Origin of the sequence: Flavobacterium cucumis, assembly GCF_900148835.1 — a bacterium.
Taxonomy (GTDB): Bacteria; Bacteroidota; Bacteroidia; order Flavobacteriales; family Flavobacteriaceae; genus Flavobacterium; species Flavobacterium cucumis.
In genome coordinates this window covers 93,993-110,057 of record NZ_FRYK01000002.1, presented here as the reverse complement: position 1 = coordinate 110,057, position 16,065 = coordinate 93,993, and the positions used below count along the sequence as shown (strand labels likewise).

Here is a 16,065-nt window from a genome sequence, read left to right as displayed (position 1 = left end):
TTCTTTATAAAAAAACCGAATCAAGTAATTGATTCGGTTTTAATTTTTAAAATTAAAATTATTTTTTGAAATATTTTAGAGGAACTATTAGCATTCCAAAACATTCTCCATCTTCTTTTCCTATGTGCTTGTGATGCATTTTGTGGGCTCTTCTTACTGCTTTTGCGTATCTGTTGTTCGCATTTCTAAACAATTTAAACCGTTGATGTATGAATATGTCGTGTACAAGAAAATAAGCCAAACCATAAGCGAAAATTCCTAGACCTATGGCTAGGCCAATCTCTAAAATGTTTTTTTGCCATAATAAGAAACAGCCAATGCTTACCACTGCATAAAAAATAAAAAAAGCATCGTTACGTTCAAACCATGAATCATGATCTTTTTTATGATGATCTGCATGTAAACTCCATAAGAAACCATGCATGATATATTTATGACTAAACCATGCCATGAATTCCATAAAACAGAAGGTAACAATGAAAACTAAAAAGTGAATCCACATAATATTTTTTAAATTTAATTTAGAAATAGTTTTAATTATAAAATGTTTAATCTGTAATTAAGATAACATTTGGCTAAAAGCCCAACTTTTTGATAATCTGGAACTCTTATTCGAGTATTTTTTATTTCTAAAGAAGGTGTTTTTTTTAATTTGCTTAATAATTTTTTATAATAAATATACGCTGTATATACTCCAAACTTAGCCTCTAACGGTAATTTTTGAATTCCTAAAAAGCCAGCATTAAAATCCTCTTCAATTTCAGCAATAATTTGGTGCTTGCTTGTTTCATCTAATTTTGTAAGATCGGTATTTGGAAAATAGGTTCTACTTAAATCTTCAAAATCTGCTTTTAAGTCTCTCAGGAAATTTACTTTTTGGAAAGCAGATCCTAATCGCATTGCAGCATGTTTTAGTTCTTCGTATTTATCAGTGTCTCCGTTTACAAATACTTTCAAACACATCAATCCAACAACATCTGCTGAACCGTAAATGTATTCATTATATTCCTCTACCGTTGTGTATTTAGTTTTAAACAAATCTAATTTCATACTTTTCATAAAAGCTTCTATTAGCTCATTAGGAATATCGTATTTATGAACAGTATTTTGAAATGAATTTAAAATTGGATTTAGGCTAATCTTTTGTGAAATGGCTAGCTTCAAATCATTTTCGAATTGATTGAATAAGGCTTCTTTATCATAATCGTGAAAAGTATCAACAATTTCATCGGCAAAACGAACAAATCCATAAATGTTATAGATATCTTGTCGGATACTTGGCGCCAACATTTTTACAGCAGAAGAAAAGGAAGTGCTGTATGCTTTTGTAACTTTAACGCTACAATCAAAAGATACGTGGTCAAAAATCGATTTCATGTTTATACTATTTATACTTTTCAATTAAATCTGAAACTAATTTACCCGAAATTAGAGCAGGGGGAACACCTGGGCCTGGCACCGTTAATTGACCTGTGAAATATAAGTTTTTAACTTTTTTACTTTTCAATTTTGGTCTTAAAAATGCAGTTTGTAATAGTGTGTTTGCCATGCCATAAGCATTGCCTTTATAAGAATTGTATTCTTTAATAAAATCGTTAACACAAAATGATTCTTTAAAGATAATACTTTTTTTGACTTCCTGATTCGTAAGTTTTTCAAATCTAGTAATTATTTTTTCAAAATATTCTTCTCTTAAAGCAGTAGTGTCTTCAATGCCAGGTGCTATAGGAATCAAGAAAATTCCAGCTTCTTTTCCTTCTGGAGCTGCATTTGCGTCTGTCTTTGATGGAAAACTTGCATAAAATAATGGATCTTTTGGCCACTTTGGGTTGTCATAAATAGCCTCAGCATGAATATCAAAATCAACATCAAAGAATAATGAGTGATGTTCTACGTTATTCAATTTTTTATCAAACCCTACATAAAATAAAAGCGATGATGGTGCAAAAGTTTTTTTAGACCAATAGTTTTCAGAATATTGTCTATAATTTTCATCTAATAATGATTCAGAATGATGGTAATCTGCTCCACTTAAGACAATATCTGCCAACGTGATTTTATTGTTTACAAGAATACCTGTTGCTTTTCCGTTTGTAATGTCAATTTTTTCTACATTAGCATTTGTTTCTATTTTTACGCCTAGTTCTTTTGCTAATTTTTCCATCGCTAGTACGACAGAATACATGCCATTTTTTGGATGCCATGTTCCCAAACCAAAATCGGCAAAGTTCATGAAACTATAAAAAGAAGGTGTATCACTTGGTTTAGCACCAAGAAATAAAACAGGAAATTCTAAGATTTGAACTAATTTTTTATTTTTGAATCGTTTTCTTACATCTTTCGATATATTACTGAAAAACTGATTTACTTTTTGAGCCGTTTCAAAAGTTATTAACTCTAAAGGAGATTCACCTGGTCTGTAAACTAAATCTTTAATAGCTATATCATAATTGCTTTTTGCTTCAGACATGAATTGTTCCAATTGTTTACCACTTCCTTTTTCTATAGATTCAAAAGTTGTTATTATTTGGGGTAAGTTGTCGGCAATCGTTACAAAATCTAAAGTATTAAAATAAACTTGATATGCAGGTGATAATTTGATTAATTCAAAATAATCAGAAGGTTTTTTGTTAAAATCCCCAAAAAACCTTTCAAAAACATCTGGCATCCAATACCATGTTGGACCAATGTCAAAAACAAATCCCTCTTTCTTAAGTTGACGCGCTCTGCCGCCTATTGTTTCGTTTTTTTCATAAATGGTTACCTCGTTACCCGCTTTTGCAAGATAACAGGATGCAGCTAGTGAGGAAAATCCTGAGCCTATAATTGCTATTTTTTTTGACACGATTCTTATTTTTGTTTAACAAATATATAAAAAAAATTAAACAAAAAAAATATTTTAAAGCATATATGTTAATTCTTCAATACTTTTAAAGACTTTAACATTTTCGTTTAAGGATTTTTGGTCAATATATTCGGTCATTCTGCCTATCAAAAAAGCTTCGTGTTGGGAGTCTTTTATTATTTTTTCATGAAACTCTTTTATGTAGTCATTTATTTCGTCTTGTTTTGGTTCGACAGTAAAATAACTAACAAATGTTATTTTTTCAAAATAGTTTTTTAAGTCGATTAAACTGTCTACAGGTACGCTCTCTCCTAAATAAATACTTTGATATCCATTGAGTAAAATTTCATAATTCAAATACATTAATCCTAATTCGTGGATTTCATTAGATGGTAAAAAAAGTACAAAGACTTTATCGCTTTTTGTTGGTTCTAAAATTTGAACTTTTTCCGTATTAATTAATAATTTTTGTTTGATTAAGTATGAAATAAAATGTTCGTGAGCTGGAGAAATAGTATCTGTTTGCCATAGAAAACCAATTTCTTGCATTAAAGGTATGAATACTGTGTAAAAGACTTCTTTAAATGATTTTTCACTTAGAAGATTATTATAAGTGTTAAAGAAAAGGGCTTGATCAAAATTCATCATTGCCATTTTAAAAGTGCTTATTGCGTGATTTTTAGCACTTTTTTCAGATATAATTTCATTGACTAACTTATTTAACTCGGTTTGTGTTAATTGAGAAATTTTTGAAATCTTATAGCCGTAATTATGAAGTAATACGATGTTTAAAAGTTTCTGTAAGTTTTTGATGTCGTATGAACGGATATTAGTATCTGATCGCATTGGTTCCAAAACATCATATCTTTTTTCCCAGATACGAATAGTATGTGCTTTTATTCCTGAAAGATTTTCTAAATCTTTGATACTGAAAACATTTTTAACATTGTTCATCTTTCATTTATTTTTGTTTAACAAAAGTAATAAAAAAATCGAACAAAAAAATTTTTACATTAAAAAATGTTTAATGATTTTTTTGTTTTAGTTAGACAAAAAAGGATGGAGTTTAAAAATAGATTTTTTGTGACCAAGGAGGGATTTGAACCCTCACGCCCTTACGAGCACCACCCCCTCAAGATGGCGAGTCTACCGTTTCTCCACTTGGCCTTAAATAACAAAGACGTTGCATTGCAACGTCTTGAATAATTTTTGTGACCTGGCTGGGATTCGAACCCAGGACCCCATCATTAAAAGTGATGTGCTCTACCAGCTGAGCTACCAAGTCGGTGCATTCAAAAAATAAGATTTTGTAGTGACCTGGCTGGGATTCGAACCCAGGACCCCATCATTAAAAGTGATGTGCTCTACCAGCTGAGCTACCAAGTCATTTTATTTCCTTGAATGCGGGTGCAAATATATAAACATTTATTTATTTTGCAATGGGAATTTCTTATAAATTTGTATTTTTTTACAATTAATTTCTTAACCCTTTAATTTATAAGGGATTATTTATTTATGAAAATAGTTTTATTAGGTTACATGGGTTGTGGTAAGTCGGTAATAGGTGCTTTTTTGGCTGAGAAGCTACAAATTCCTTTTTATGATTTGGATCAAGAAATAGAAAAAGAAACTCAAATTTCGATTTCTGAATTGTTCCAAACTAGAGGTGAAATATATTTTCGAAAAAAAGAGAATGATACATTGAATAACTTTTTGGATAAAAAAGAACACTTTATTTTGAGTTTAGGAGGAGGTACGCCATGTTATTATAACAATCACGAACTTTTACGTCAGGAAGGGGTGTTTTCAATTTATTTAAAAGCATCAGTTGCTACATTAGTAAGTCGATTGATAAAAGAGAAAGCCCAACGTCCATTGCTTCACAATCAAGATGAAGTTAATTTAAAAGATTTTATCAATAAACATTTATTCGACCGAAACTTTTATTATCATCAAGCAACGAAAATAGTCAATGTAGATGATAAGTCGGTCGAGCAAATTGCAAATGAAATTCAGGCTTTATTAGCTTAAATAAGCATATGAGTTGTTTTCTTCAAAAACTACTTGGATGTGTTCTTGTAGGGAAGTTGACAGTGATAATCCTTTAAAATCTGCTTTTACAGGGTATTTTTTATGATTTCTATCCACTAAAACAGCTGTTTTGAATTTACTTAGAGGTACTTCTAAAAAGTGTTTTACGCCATAAATTAAGGTAGTTCCAGAACTCAAAACATCGTCAATTAAGACTAAGGCTTTGTTTTTATAGTCTTCTGGAGTTATAGAAGTTGTTACAGCATCTTGTGGCTGTTGTTTGTTGATTTTAACTTCACAAAGTGTTACATTCAAATCCGAAATTAAAGCTAATTCTGCAGCTATTTTTTCAGCAAAGATAAATCCGTTGTTAGCAATTCCAGCCAAAATTACTTCCTCTTCATTAACGAAGGTTTCGTAAATTTGGTAAGCAATACGTTTGGTTTTGTGTTTGATTTCTTCGTGTGTTAAAATGATATTTTCCATTAGTGTTGTTATTTGACTTCAAAGATAAAAAAGAGTTCTTTATTTTTTCGTGGCTTTATTGAATTATGAGCTTTTTCTAGTGTTTTTATGTTGAATTTATCTGAAAATAGATTCAAATATTCGGTTACAGAACCTCCAAATGGCGGACCTTCTGTTGTTAATGGAAAGTCAAATAATAGTCCCGCTAATTTTCCTTTCGGATTTAAAAGTGAAGCCATTTTAGTTACATATTTTGGACGCATTGCAGATGGTAAGGCACAGAAAAACGTTTGTTCTAAGATTAAATCGAAAGTTGTATCTAAGGCAAAAAAATCGGAATGGATTAAATGTGAAGCAAATTCTGGTTTTCTAAATTTGATATTATTTAGTGGCGTTTCTGCAATATCAATCACAAAAACATTTTGAAATCCTTTTTCAATTAAATAATCAAATTCATAACCATTTCCTGCACCTGGAATTAAAATTTTTAAATTCGTATCGGTTAATTGGTCAATGTATTCTTTTAGAGGAGTTGTAATCGAGCCGGTATCCCAACCTGTTTCTCCTTTTTGATAGCGTTCTTCCCAGTAATTCATCTTATTCAAATTCTTCCGTTTCGATATTGTCATCTAAATAATCATCGATATCTCTTCTTTCTTTTTTAGTGGGACGACCAGTTCCGTTTGCTCTGTAATGCTCTTTTGATAATTTTAGCAATTCTAAATGTTCAAAAGCCTCTTTCGGAGTTTCGTCTTTGCGATAAATGTCTAATAATTTTGCTCCCAGACGGCTTTGTGGAACCTCTAAAATAGTTAGTTTATAATTGATTTGGTCCTTGCGTAATGTGATTTTGTCTGAAGGAAATACTTCTCTAGAAGCCTTTGCTGTTTGACCATTCACCGTTATGTGTCCTTTTTTTACGGCTTCTGTAGCTATACTTCTGGTCTTATAATATCGTAAACACCATAAAATTTTATCTATTCGCATAATATAATTCAAAAATCCATGTTAATATCAATACAAAAATAAATGAAAATTGTATCTTGCACCCATAAATTTATACGAATAATGAGAAGTCTTTTAAAAATAATTTTTTTTACAACATTTTTTTCTTTTTTAACATCTTGTCGTCCAGATGATAACACCACTGTTATAGAGAATAGGCCATTTCCTGAGGTTTACGAGGAAGATGAGACCGAAATCGTAAATTATTTAAAAACGAATTACATAGAATTTGATGCTGATAATAATGCAACAGTTACTAAAATACCAGAAGGAGGAACACAAACCTCTATTTGGGATCAATACTCACCTGATGGTGGGCTTACTTTTCCATCAATAACAGTTAAGAATGATGCTAGGGTTTCTTTAGCAACAGACGGTAGGGTTGATGATGAAGTAGATTATAAATTATTTTACATTAAATTAAATCAAGGCGGGGGGGTGACACCTAAAAGTGTCGATTCTACTTTAGTTGCTTATAGAGGATGGAACATGTCAAATGTAGTTTTTGACGAAAACCAATCTGGTACTTGGTTTTCATATCCCAATCCAAATTCTTCAATTTCGGGATTCAGGCAAATATTAAAAGAAATTAGCACAGAAGTTTCTAATACGGTAAATCCTGACGGCTCTGTTACTAGAAATGATTTTGGAAATATTATTGTTTTTATTCCTTCAGGATTGGCTTATTTTTCTGCATCGAGAACTAATATACCTGCTTATTCTCCTATTGTATTTCAAATTAAACTTTTTAGTGTAAGGGAACGTGATCATGACGGTGATAAAGTTTTGAGTAAATATGAGGATTTAAATAACGATAATGATTATTTCAATGATGATACTGATGGCGATAAAATTCCAGATTTTCTAGATATGGACGATGATGCAGATGGTTTTTTGACTAAACGAGAGATACAAATCAATACTAATGGTGTGATTACCTATTATCCATTTGATTTAATTCCGACATGTCCAAATAGTTCCATGAAAAAGCATTTGGATTCAAGTTGTAATTAATAGTTAACGATTGAAAATAAAATAGGGTTTGCATTTTTTAATGCAAACCCTATTTTATTTTATATTATGATTTTAAAAAACAAACATAGCTCTTTCACTCATCAAATCATTTACTTCTTCAGCTACTTGTTCTAAAACAGATTCATCTGTATGATTCATTAATACTTTATCAATCAAAGCGACTACTGTTTCCATGTCTTCTTCTACTAAGCCTCTTGTAGTAATTGCAGGAGTTCCAACGCGAATACCAGAAGTGATAAAAGGTGATTTGTCATCAAATGGTACCATATTTTTATTCACTGTAATTTCAGCTTTTACTAATGCATTTTCAGCATCTTTTCCGGAAATCCCTTTGTTTCTTAAATCAATTAACATCATGTGATTATCAGTACCTCCTGAAATTAATTTATAGCCTCTTTTGTTAAAAGCATCTGCCATTGCTTGGGCATTTTTCTTCACTTGCATCGCATAGCGGAAAAACTCATCGGTCAATGCTTCCCCGAAAGCTACTGCTTTAGCAGCAATTATATGCATTAAAGGCCCACCCTGATTTCCTGGGAATACCGACATGTCTAAAACATGTGACATCATTCTAATTTCTCCTTTTGGAGTAGTTAACCCCCAAGGGTTTTCGAAATCTTTTCCCATCATTATCATTCCTCCTCTTGGACCTCTTAATGTTTTGTGGGTTGTTGTTGTTACGATATGACAGTGTGGAATAGGGTCATTTAATAATCCTTTTGCTATTAAACCAGCAGGATGAGAAATGTCAGCTAATAATAAAGCGCCAACACTATCTGCAATTTCCCTAAAACGTTTAAAGTCCATGTCACGAGAGTAAGCCGATGCCCCTGCAATTATCATTTTTGGTTTTTCTCTTAAAGCGATTTCTTGGATCGTATCATAATTCAAAATTCCTGTTTGCTCTTCTACTCCATAAAAAACTGGACGATAAAGTTTCCCAGAAAAGTTAACGGGAGATCCGTGTGTTAAGTGGCCGCCATGTGATAAATCAAAACCTAAAATCGTATCTCCTGGTTTTAAGCAAGCTGCAAAAACAGCTGTATTTGCTTGAGAACCTGAATGAGGTTGTACGTTTACATATGCGGCACCAAACAAAGCTTTAGCTCTGTCAATTGCAATTTGTTCTACGATATCTACTACTTCACAACCTCCATAATATCTTTTGCCAGGATATCCTTCAGCATATTTGTTTGTTAGACATGAACCTGCAGCTTCCATCACCTGGTCACTTACAAAGTTTTCAGAAGCAATTAATTCGATTCCGTGAATTTGTCTGTCTTGTTCATCAAGAATTAGGTCAAAAATTTGTTCGTCGCGTTCCATTGCAATAAATATTCGTTAAAATTAGGTCAAAATTACGAAAAAGGTTTGTTACATTGCTAGATAATTTTATATTTGATTCAGATTTTTTCAACAATAAACTAACAATATAATTATGCCAAATATAGCAAACGATCCAAACAGAAAATCATGGATTCTAGTTCCTGAAAATAGTGACTTTCCTATCCAGAATATACCTTTTGGTGTTTTTATTACCAAGGAGGATGTAATCACTATTGGAACAAGAATTGGAAATTGCGCTATCGATATGGGGGCTTTACAGCAATTAGGTTATTTTGATGGCATTGAGCTTACAGATGATATGTTTATGCAAGATACCTTAAACGATTTTATTTCTGACGGAAGAAAAACTTGGCGTTTGGTAAGAAATCGATTAGCAGAACTTTTTGATGAAAATAATTCCCTTTTAAGGGATAATAAGGATCATAGAGAAGTTGTTATTTTCAAAGTAGAAGATATTGAAATGCTTTTACCAGTACAAATTGGAGATTATACCGATTTCTATAGCTCAAAAGAGCATGCAACAAATGTGGGGAAAATGTTCAGAGATCCTGAAAATGCTCTCTTGCCAAATTGGCTTCATATTCCAGTAGGATATCACGGTAGAAGTTCAACGATTGTTCCTTCTGGGATTCCAGTACACAGACCTTATGGACAAACGTTGCCAAATGGAGAGACAATGCCCGTTTTTGGTCCATCAAGATTAGTTGATTTTGAATTGGAAACAGCCTTTATAACTACTGATGCAAATTTAATGGGGGAACCAATTCCTGTGGAAGAAGCGGAAGAACATATCTTTGGTATGGTCCTATTTAACGATTGGAGTGCACGTGATATTCAAAAATGGGAGTATGTGCCACTTGGGCCATTCTTAGCAAAAAACTTTGCTTCTTCAATTTCTCCTTGGATTGTAACTTTAGACGCTCTTAAACCTTTTAGAACAAAAGGACCGGAGCAATCACCAGTGCCATTACCTTATTTACAACAAAAAGGAGAAAAAGCATTTGATATCAATTTAGAAGTTTTAATTAAACCTGAAAATTCAGAAGAAACCGTTGTTTCTCGTTCAAATTTTAAATATATGTATTGGTCAATGGCGCAACAATTAGCCCATCATACCATTAATGGATGTAGAGTAAATTCGGGAGACATGATGGGTAGTGGAACAATATCTGGTCCTACTGAAGATTCTTTTGGTTCTATGTTAGAATTAACATGGGGAGGGCAAAAACCACTAAAAATGAAAGACGGTTCTGAACGTAAATTCATTAACGACAATGATACTGTTATTATTAGAGGTTTTTGTAAAAATGATAAAGTTAGAATCGGTTTTGGAGAAGTCTCTAGTAAATTACTACCAGCAATTGATTTAAAAATAGAATAGTATTTTCTTACCATGTTTTAAAATCCGAAATTTCATTCGGATTTTTTTATGGCATTCTTTTTGTTTTGAACAACTAAACAAAAAGATAAAAGCAGACAAAAGCTAATAGCTATAAAAAAATTTTATCTTTGTCAAAATAATCAATTTATGAAGAAAATTACTTTATTAATCTTTTCGCTTTTCGTTGTTTCTTGTGGGGTAAAACAGACCCAGTCTATGTTAAGTAATGGTGATTACGATGGTGCTATTAATAATGCGATTGATGCACTAAGAACCAATAAAAATTCTAAAGGAAAACAGGATTATGTTTATTTACTTGAGGAAGCTTTCGCAAAAGCGAAACAACGAGATTTAGAGTCATTGAATTTGTTGATTAAAGAGAATAATCCAACAAATTACGAGAGAATCTTTAATCTTTACAACCAATTGCATAATCGTCAAGAAAGAATCAAACCTCTTTTACCACTTCAATTATTGAAAGAAGGTAGAAATGCTATTTTTCCGATGGACGATTATTCGGATGAAATAATTAGTAGTAAAAATAATCTTTCGGGATTTTTATATGCTAATGCCAAAAAATTAATGACTTCCAAAAATAAAATGGATTTCAGACAAGCTTATGATGATTTGGCCTATTTAGATAAATTAAATCCTAACTACAAAGATGTTCGTGCTTTGATGGATGAGGCTCAATTAAAAGGAACTGATTTTGTTCACGTATCTACTAAAAACGAGACCAATATGGTAATTCCAGCTCGTTTACAAGATGATTTGTTGGATTTTAGTACTTATGGTATTAATGATAAATGGACGGTATACCATAACAATAAACAAAAAGGGATTAACTATGATTTTGGAATGATTGTAAATTTTAGACAAATAAATATTTCTCCTGAACAAGTTAGAGAAAAACAATTTGTTAAAGAAAAGCAAATCAAAGATGGTGTTAAAACCCTTTTAGATAATAATGGAAATGCAGTAAAAGACAGCTTAGGAAATCCAATTAAAGTGGATAATATGAAAACCATTAAAGTTAGTATTTATGAGTTTACACAATTTAAGTCATGCCAAGTAACAGCTAAAGTGGATTATTTAGATTTTAGAACCAATCAATTAATTGATGCTTTTCCTGTAACTAGTGAATTTATTTTTGATTATATCTACGCCAACTATAACGGAGATAAACGTGCTTGTGAAGAAGATTACTATCAATATTTTGATCGAAGAGCTGTTCCGTTCCCTAGTAACGAACAAATGGTTTATGATACTGGTGAAGATTTAAAAATAAAACTTAAAGGGATTATTACTAATAATAAGTTTAGAAGGTAATTTTTTTAACTTAATTAAAAGAAGACAGTATTTAGCGATACTGTCTTTTTTTGTAACTTTATAAATGTTTTAACTCCAAAAAGCAATTATAAATGTCATTTTGACATCAAAACAACTCCAAAATACCGAAAATAAAGACATTTTGACATCTTTTAAAGATTGGAACATATATTGAATAATCCTTACCAAACAACTCACTAAAAAGGATTAATTAAGAATATGAATAGCAACAAATTTACAATCAAATCGCAAGAAGCTTTGCAACAAGCACAGCAGATTGCACAAAGTTTTGGGCACCAACAGCTTGAAAACGAACATATATTCAAAGGAATTTTAGAAGTAGACGAAAACGTTACGCCTTTCATTTTAAAAAAATTGAATGTCAATGTAGATCTTTTCAAAAAAGTATTGGACAGTACCATTCAGAGTTTTCCAAAAGTTACGGGTAGCGATTTAATGTTTTCTAGAAGCGCATCTTCAACGCTTACCGAAGCGGAAATCGTCGCGAAAAAAATGAACGATGAATATGTTTCTATCGAACATTTGATTTTAGCTATTTTCAAATCAAAAAGTAAAGTAGCGCAAATCTTAAAAGACCAAAGCGTTACCGAAAAAGGTTTGGAAGCAGCAATTTCCGAAATTAGAAAAGGAGAACGAGTAACTTCAGCTTCTGCAGAAGAAACCTATAATTCCTTAAATAAATACGCTAAAAATCTAAATGATTTAGCAAGAAACGGCAAGTTAGACCCAGTAATTGGTCGCGATGAAGAAATTCGTAGAGTGCTACAAATCCTAACTCGTAGAACCAAAAACAATCCAATGTTAATTGGAGAACCCGGTGTTGGTAAAACCGCTATTGCAGAAGGTTTAGCGCATCGAATTGTTGACGGCGACGTTCCCGAAAATCTAAAAGATAAAATTGTTTATTCTTTAGATATGGGTGCGTTAATTGCGGGTGCCAAATACAAAGGAGAATTTGAAGAGCGTTTGAAAGCCGTAGTGAAAGAAGTAACTTCAGCCGAAGGTGATATCGTGCTTTTCATTGACGAAATTCACACTTTAGTGGGTGCTGGCGGTGGCGAAGGTGCTATGGACGCAGCCAATATTTTAAAACCAGCCTTAGCTCGTGGCGAATTACGTGCTATTGGAGCGACGACTTTAGATGAATACCAAAAATATTTCGAAAAAGACAAAGCGTTAGAAAGACGTTTTCAAAAAGTAAACATCGACGAACCTGATACCGAAAGTGCCATTTCGATTTTACGTGGTATTAAAGAAAAATATGAAACACATCATAAAGTGCGTATCAAAGACGACGCTATTATAGCTGCGGTTGAATTGTCGCAACGTTATATTACCAATCGATTTCTGCCAGATAAAGCTATCGATTTGATGGACGAAGCGGCTTCAAAATTGCGTATGGAAATCAATTCCAAACCAGAAGAACTAGATGTTTTGGATAGAAAAATCATGCAATTGGAAATCGAAATCGAAGCCATTAAACGTGAGAATGACGAAACTAAATTAAAAGTACTTGGTTTAGATTTAGCGAATTTAAAAGAAGAACGCAACGAAATTTTCACCAAATGGAAATCAGAAAAAGATGTTGTAGATAATATTCAAGCGGTAAAATTAGAAATTGAAGATTTCAAATTAGAAGCGGAACAAGCCGAAAGAAATGGCGATTACGGAAAAGTAGCTGAAATCCGTTACGGAAAAATAAAAGAAGCACAAGAACGATTAGATGCTTTACAAACACAATTAGCAGAAAATCAAGCTGGTAATTCCTTAATAAAAGAGGAAGTAACACACGATGATATTGCAGAAGTGGTAGCCAAATGGACAGGAATTCCGGTAACTAAAATGTTGCAAAGCGAAAGAGAAAAACTACTCAAATTAGAAGATGAATTACATCGCAGAGTAGTAGGTCAAGAAGAAGCTATTGAAGCGATTAGTGATGCCGTTAGAAGAAGTCGTGCTGGTTTACAAGATGTTAAAAAGCCAATCGGTTCGTTCTTATTCTTAGGGACAACTGGTGTTGGTAAAACCGAATTAGCAAAAGCATTAGCCGAGTATCTATTCGACGATGAAAACGCAATGACCCGAATTGATATGAGTGAATATCAAGAACGTCATGCGGTAAGCCGATTGGTTGGTGCACCTCCAGGATATGTAGGCTATGATGAAGGTGGACAATTAACCGAAGCGGTAAGAAGAAAACCGTATTCAGTAGTATTGTTAGACGAAATTGAAAAGGCACATCCTGATACATTTAATATCTTATTACAAGTATTAGATGAAGGTCGATTAACCGATAACAAAGGTCGTGTAGCGGATTTTAAAAATACGATTATCATTATGACTTCGAATATGGGAAGTCACATCATTCAAGAGAAATTCGAGAATTTAAAAGGTGGAATCGAAGCAGCAACTGAAGCGGCAAAAACAGAAGTTCTTGGTTTATTAAAACAAACCGTAAGGCCTGAGTTTATCAACCGTATCGATGAAATTGTAATGTTTACCCCATTGACTGATAAAAACATTAAAGAAATTGTAGGATTACAATTGAAGAGTGTGATTAAAATGTTGGCACAGCAACACATTACCATGGATGCCACTCCAGAAGCGGTAGTGTATTTAGCGGAAAAAGGTTACGATCCTCAATTTGGAGCGCGACCAGTAAAACGTGTAATTCAGCGCGAAGTATTGAATCAACTTTCAAAAGAAATATTATCAGGTAAGGTAACTACTGATAGCATTATTTTATTGGACAGTTTCGACGGGCATTTGGTATTTAGAAATCAGAGTGAATTGATGAAGTAAAAGCGTTTGTCATAAATTAGATTTAATTAGTTGGACACCTAGTACGTAAGTATTAGGTGTTTTTTTATACATTTGATAAAAACTAATGTTACAACTTAGCTTTACACCATTTCCAATACTAACATCGGAACATTTACGTTTTAGAAAACTAACAAACGAGGATGCTCCTGATATATTGGTGTTAAGGGGAAACCCAGAAACTATGAAGTTTATTCCAAGACCTTTAATAACAGCTATTGAAGGCGCTTTGGCTCATATAAAAATAATTAACGATAAAATTGATCAAAACCTTGATATCAATTGGGCAATTACCGAAAAGAACAGTGATAAGTGTATTGGAATTATAGGTTTTTATAGAACACAACCCGAACACTTCAGAACGGAATTAGGCTACATGATTTTACCTGAACAAAGTGGAAAAGGCTATGTAACAGAAGCTGTGAAAGTAGTATTGGATTTTGCTTTTAATACACTAAATTTTCATTCAATAGAAGCTGTAATAGATTCGAGACATGTTGCTTCTGAAAAAGTTTTGTTAAAAAATGGTTTTGAAAAAGAAGCTCATTTTAAAGAAAATTTTTACTACAATAACGAATTTACGGATACTGTAATTTACAGCCTTTTAAAGCAAAATTTTAAAAAATAGCATATGACCGAATTTGAAAAGCAATTCCGCGGAGTACAAGAACTTCTCGAATTTAATGATTTCAATCAAACCATAAAAAGAGTAATTGACTTTACCCTAGATACTGAAAATATTGAATTTTACAGAAAAACCATTCAATTTCTAGATTGGTTAGATCAAAATGATAAAGAGGATGAAGAGAAAGAATCGTATTTAAAAGATTTATTAGGTGAACTTTATACGTTTTTAAGTAAAAAGGAATGTCATTGGCATCAAACGATTATTTCGGTTAATAATCTCCAAAAAGCGTATAACGCCTCTTTTCTATTAGGCCCAATTAATTTAGAAGTCAAAACGGGTGAAATTATTGGTTTAGTGGGAGAAAATGGAAATGGGAAAACAACTTTACTTAGATGTTTGTGTGGAGAATTGCATCCAACATCTGGGTCAATAAATTATCAATTTGCGTTTGATGATTTTTATGATTTACGAACAAAATTAGTTTATATTCCACAACGAACAGAAACGTGGCGAGGTTCTATGTATGAAAATTTAGAATTTACGGCAAGTTGTTATGGTTATTTGCCAGAAGAAAATAATTTGGTAGTTGATTTAGTTATAGCGCGATTGGGACTTCGAAAATATAGAAAACATTATTGGAATGATTTGTCTTCTGGGTATAAAATGCGTTTTGAGTTGGCTAGAATGTTGCTTCGTAAACCTAAAATTTTGTTGATTGATGAACCTTTAGCTAACTTAGATATTTTAGCACAGCAAACAATTTTAGACGATTTTAGAAACATCGCAAATTCGGCTTTTCGACCGATTGCCATAGTTTTAAGTTCCCAGCAATTATATGAAGTAGAAAAAACATCCAATCAAGTTGTTTTCTTAAAGCGTGGTTCCCAAAAAAATTTAAATACCGAGAATGATTTGGTAAAAAAATGTATTATCGAGTTTGAAAGTTCGCTGAATTTAAGTGATTTAAAGCAAGCATTTAGCGCTTTAGAAGTAATTTCTTTAGAACAAAATGGAGGAACTTTTATTGCAACTTTTCCGGAAAAAATTGAAATGAATAATTTTCTAAAAGTTGTTATTGACCAATCGATTCCAATGACTTACATGCGAAACATTTCAAATTCAACGCGTCGCTTTTTTGTGAACTAAAAAAAATATAAT

At 32.2% G+C, this 16,065-nt stretch carries 15 protein-coding genes and 3 tRNA genes; 7 read left to right on the top strand and 11 right to left on the bottom strand.

Features of this window, described 5'->3' with window-relative positions:
- Positions 1–58: 58 nt before the first annotated feature.
- The 7 genes from BUE95_RS06510 to BUE95_RS06480 form a co-directional block, all read right to left on the bottom strand.
- Complete coding sequence (locus BUE95_RS06510) at positions 59–502, bottom strand: sterol desaturase family protein (protein WP_073582689.1); 444 nt, start codon at positions 500–502, stop codon at positions 59–61.
- Positions 503–537: 35 nt separating this feature from the next.
- Positions 538–1,377, bottom strand: coding sequence for a phytoene/squalene synthase family protein (locus BUE95_RS06505; protein ID WP_073582687.1), 840 nt, complete (start codon positions 1,375–1,377; stop codon positions 538–540).
- A 7-nt stretch (positions 1,378–1,384) separates the two neighbouring features.
- The gene (locus BUE95_RS06500; protein ID WP_073582685.1) at positions 1,385–2,845 is read right to left on the bottom strand and encodes a phytoene desaturase family protein; all 1,461 of its coding nucleotides are present in this window, start codon (positions 2,843–2,845) and stop codon (positions 1,385–1,387) included.
- A gap of 54 nt (positions 2,846–2,899) precedes the next feature.
- Positions 2,900–3,799, bottom strand: a complete 900-nt coding sequence (locus BUE95_RS06495; RefSeq protein WP_073582683.1) for a MerR family transcriptional regulator — start codon at positions 3,797–3,799, stop codon at positions 2,900–2,902.
- A 130-nt stretch (positions 3,800–3,929) separates the two neighbouring features.
- Positions 3,930–4,012: transfer RNA gene (locus BUE95_RS06490), tRNA-Leu, on the bottom strand.
- 45 nt (positions 4,013–4,057) lie between these two features.
- Positions 4,058–4,130, bottom strand: a tRNA-Lys gene (locus tag BUE95_RS06485).
- 28 nt (positions 4,131–4,158) lie between these two features.
- Positions 4,159–4,231: transfer RNA gene (locus tag BUE95_RS06480), tRNA-Lys, on the bottom strand.
- 129 nt (positions 4,232–4,360) lie between these two features.
- On the opposite strand from BUE95_RS06480, the gene BUE95_RS06475 reads away from it, so the two are divergent.
- The gene (locus tag BUE95_RS06475; protein WP_073582681.1) at positions 4,361–4,876 is read left to right on the top strand and encodes a shikimate kinase; all 516 of its coding nucleotides are present in this window, start codon (positions 4,361–4,363) and stop codon (positions 4,874–4,876) included.
- Here the strand turns inward: BUE95_RS06475 and BUE95_RS06470 are convergent.
- The 3 genes from BUE95_RS06470 to BUE95_RS06460 are packed head-to-tail and all read right to left on the bottom strand — an operon-like array spanning position 4,868 to position 6,328.
- Positions 4,868–5,362, bottom strand: a complete 495-nt coding sequence (locus tag BUE95_RS06470) for a phosphoribosyltransferase family protein (RefSeq protein WP_073582679.1) — start codon at positions 5,360–5,362, stop codon at positions 4,868–4,870. The genes BUE95_RS06475 and BUE95_RS06470 overlap by 9 nt on opposite strands.
- 8 nt (positions 5,363–5,370) lie before the next feature.
- Positions 5,371–5,937 (bottom strand): methyltransferase domain-containing protein, encoded by a 567-nt coding sequence (locus BUE95_RS06465; RefSeq protein WP_073582677.1) that lies wholly within the window; start codon positions 5,935–5,937, stop codon positions 5,371–5,373.
- Between the two features lies 1 nt (position 5,938).
- Positions 5,939–6,328 (bottom strand): RNA-binding S4 domain-containing protein, encoded by a 390-nt coding sequence (locus BUE95_RS06460; RefSeq protein WP_073582675.1) that lies wholly within the window; start codon positions 6,326–6,328, stop codon positions 5,939–5,941.
- 81 nt (positions 6,329–6,409) lie between these two features.
- Between BUE95_RS06460 and BUE95_RS06455 the strand changes: the two genes are divergently transcribed.
- Positions 6,410–7,360, top strand: coding sequence for an FKBP-type peptidyl-prolyl cis-trans isomerase (locus BUE95_RS06455; RefSeq protein ID WP_073582673.1), 951 nt, complete (start codon positions 6,410–6,412; stop codon positions 7,358–7,360).
- A gap of 72 nt (positions 7,361–7,432) precedes the next feature.
- Here the strand turns inward: BUE95_RS06455 and glyA are convergent, their stop codons facing one another.
- Positions 7,433–8,707: a serine hydroxymethyltransferase gene (glyA, locus tag BUE95_RS06450; protein ID WP_073582671.1), complete on the bottom strand. Its 1,275-nt coding sequence runs from the start codon at positions 8,705–8,707 to the stop codon at positions 7,433–7,435.
- Between the two features lie 112 nt (positions 8,708–8,819).
- Here glyA and fahA point away from each other — a divergent pair, with 112 nt between their 5' ends.
- The 5 genes from fahA to BUE95_RS06425 all read left to right on the top strand — a co-directional run bounded on the left by fahA (position 8,820) and on the right by BUE95_RS06425 (position 16,053).
- Positions 8,820–10,109, top strand: a complete 1,290-nt coding sequence (gene fahA / locus BUE95_RS06445; RefSeq protein WP_073582669.1) for a fumarylacetoacetase — start codon at positions 8,820–8,822, stop codon at positions 10,107–10,109.
- Between the two features lie 147 nt (positions 10,110–10,256).
- The gene (locus BUE95_RS06440; protein ID WP_073582667.1) at positions 10,257–11,438 is read left to right on the top strand and encodes a hypothetical protein; all 1,182 of its coding nucleotides are present in this window, start codon (positions 10,257–10,259) and stop codon (positions 11,436–11,438) included.
- A 219-nt stretch (positions 11,439–11,657) separates the two neighbouring features.
- Positions 11,658–14,261: an ATP-dependent chaperone ClpB gene (gene clpB / locus BUE95_RS06435; RefSeq protein WP_073582665.1), complete on the top strand. Its 2,604-nt coding sequence runs from the start codon at positions 11,658–11,660 to the stop codon at positions 14,259–14,261.
- An 85-nt stretch (positions 14,262–14,346) separates the two neighbouring features.
- Complete coding sequence (locus tag BUE95_RS06430; RefSeq protein WP_073582663.1) at positions 14,347–14,907, top strand: GNAT family N-acetyltransferase; 561 nt, start codon at positions 14,347–14,349, stop codon at positions 14,905–14,907.
- 3 nt (positions 14,908–14,910) lie between these two features.
- On the top strand, positions 14,911–16,053 hold the full coding sequence (locus tag BUE95_RS06425) for an ABC transporter ATP-binding protein (protein WP_073582661.1): 1,143 nt from the start codon (positions 14,911–14,913) through the stop codon (positions 16,051–16,053).
- Positions 16,054–16,065: the final 12 nt, after the last annotated feature.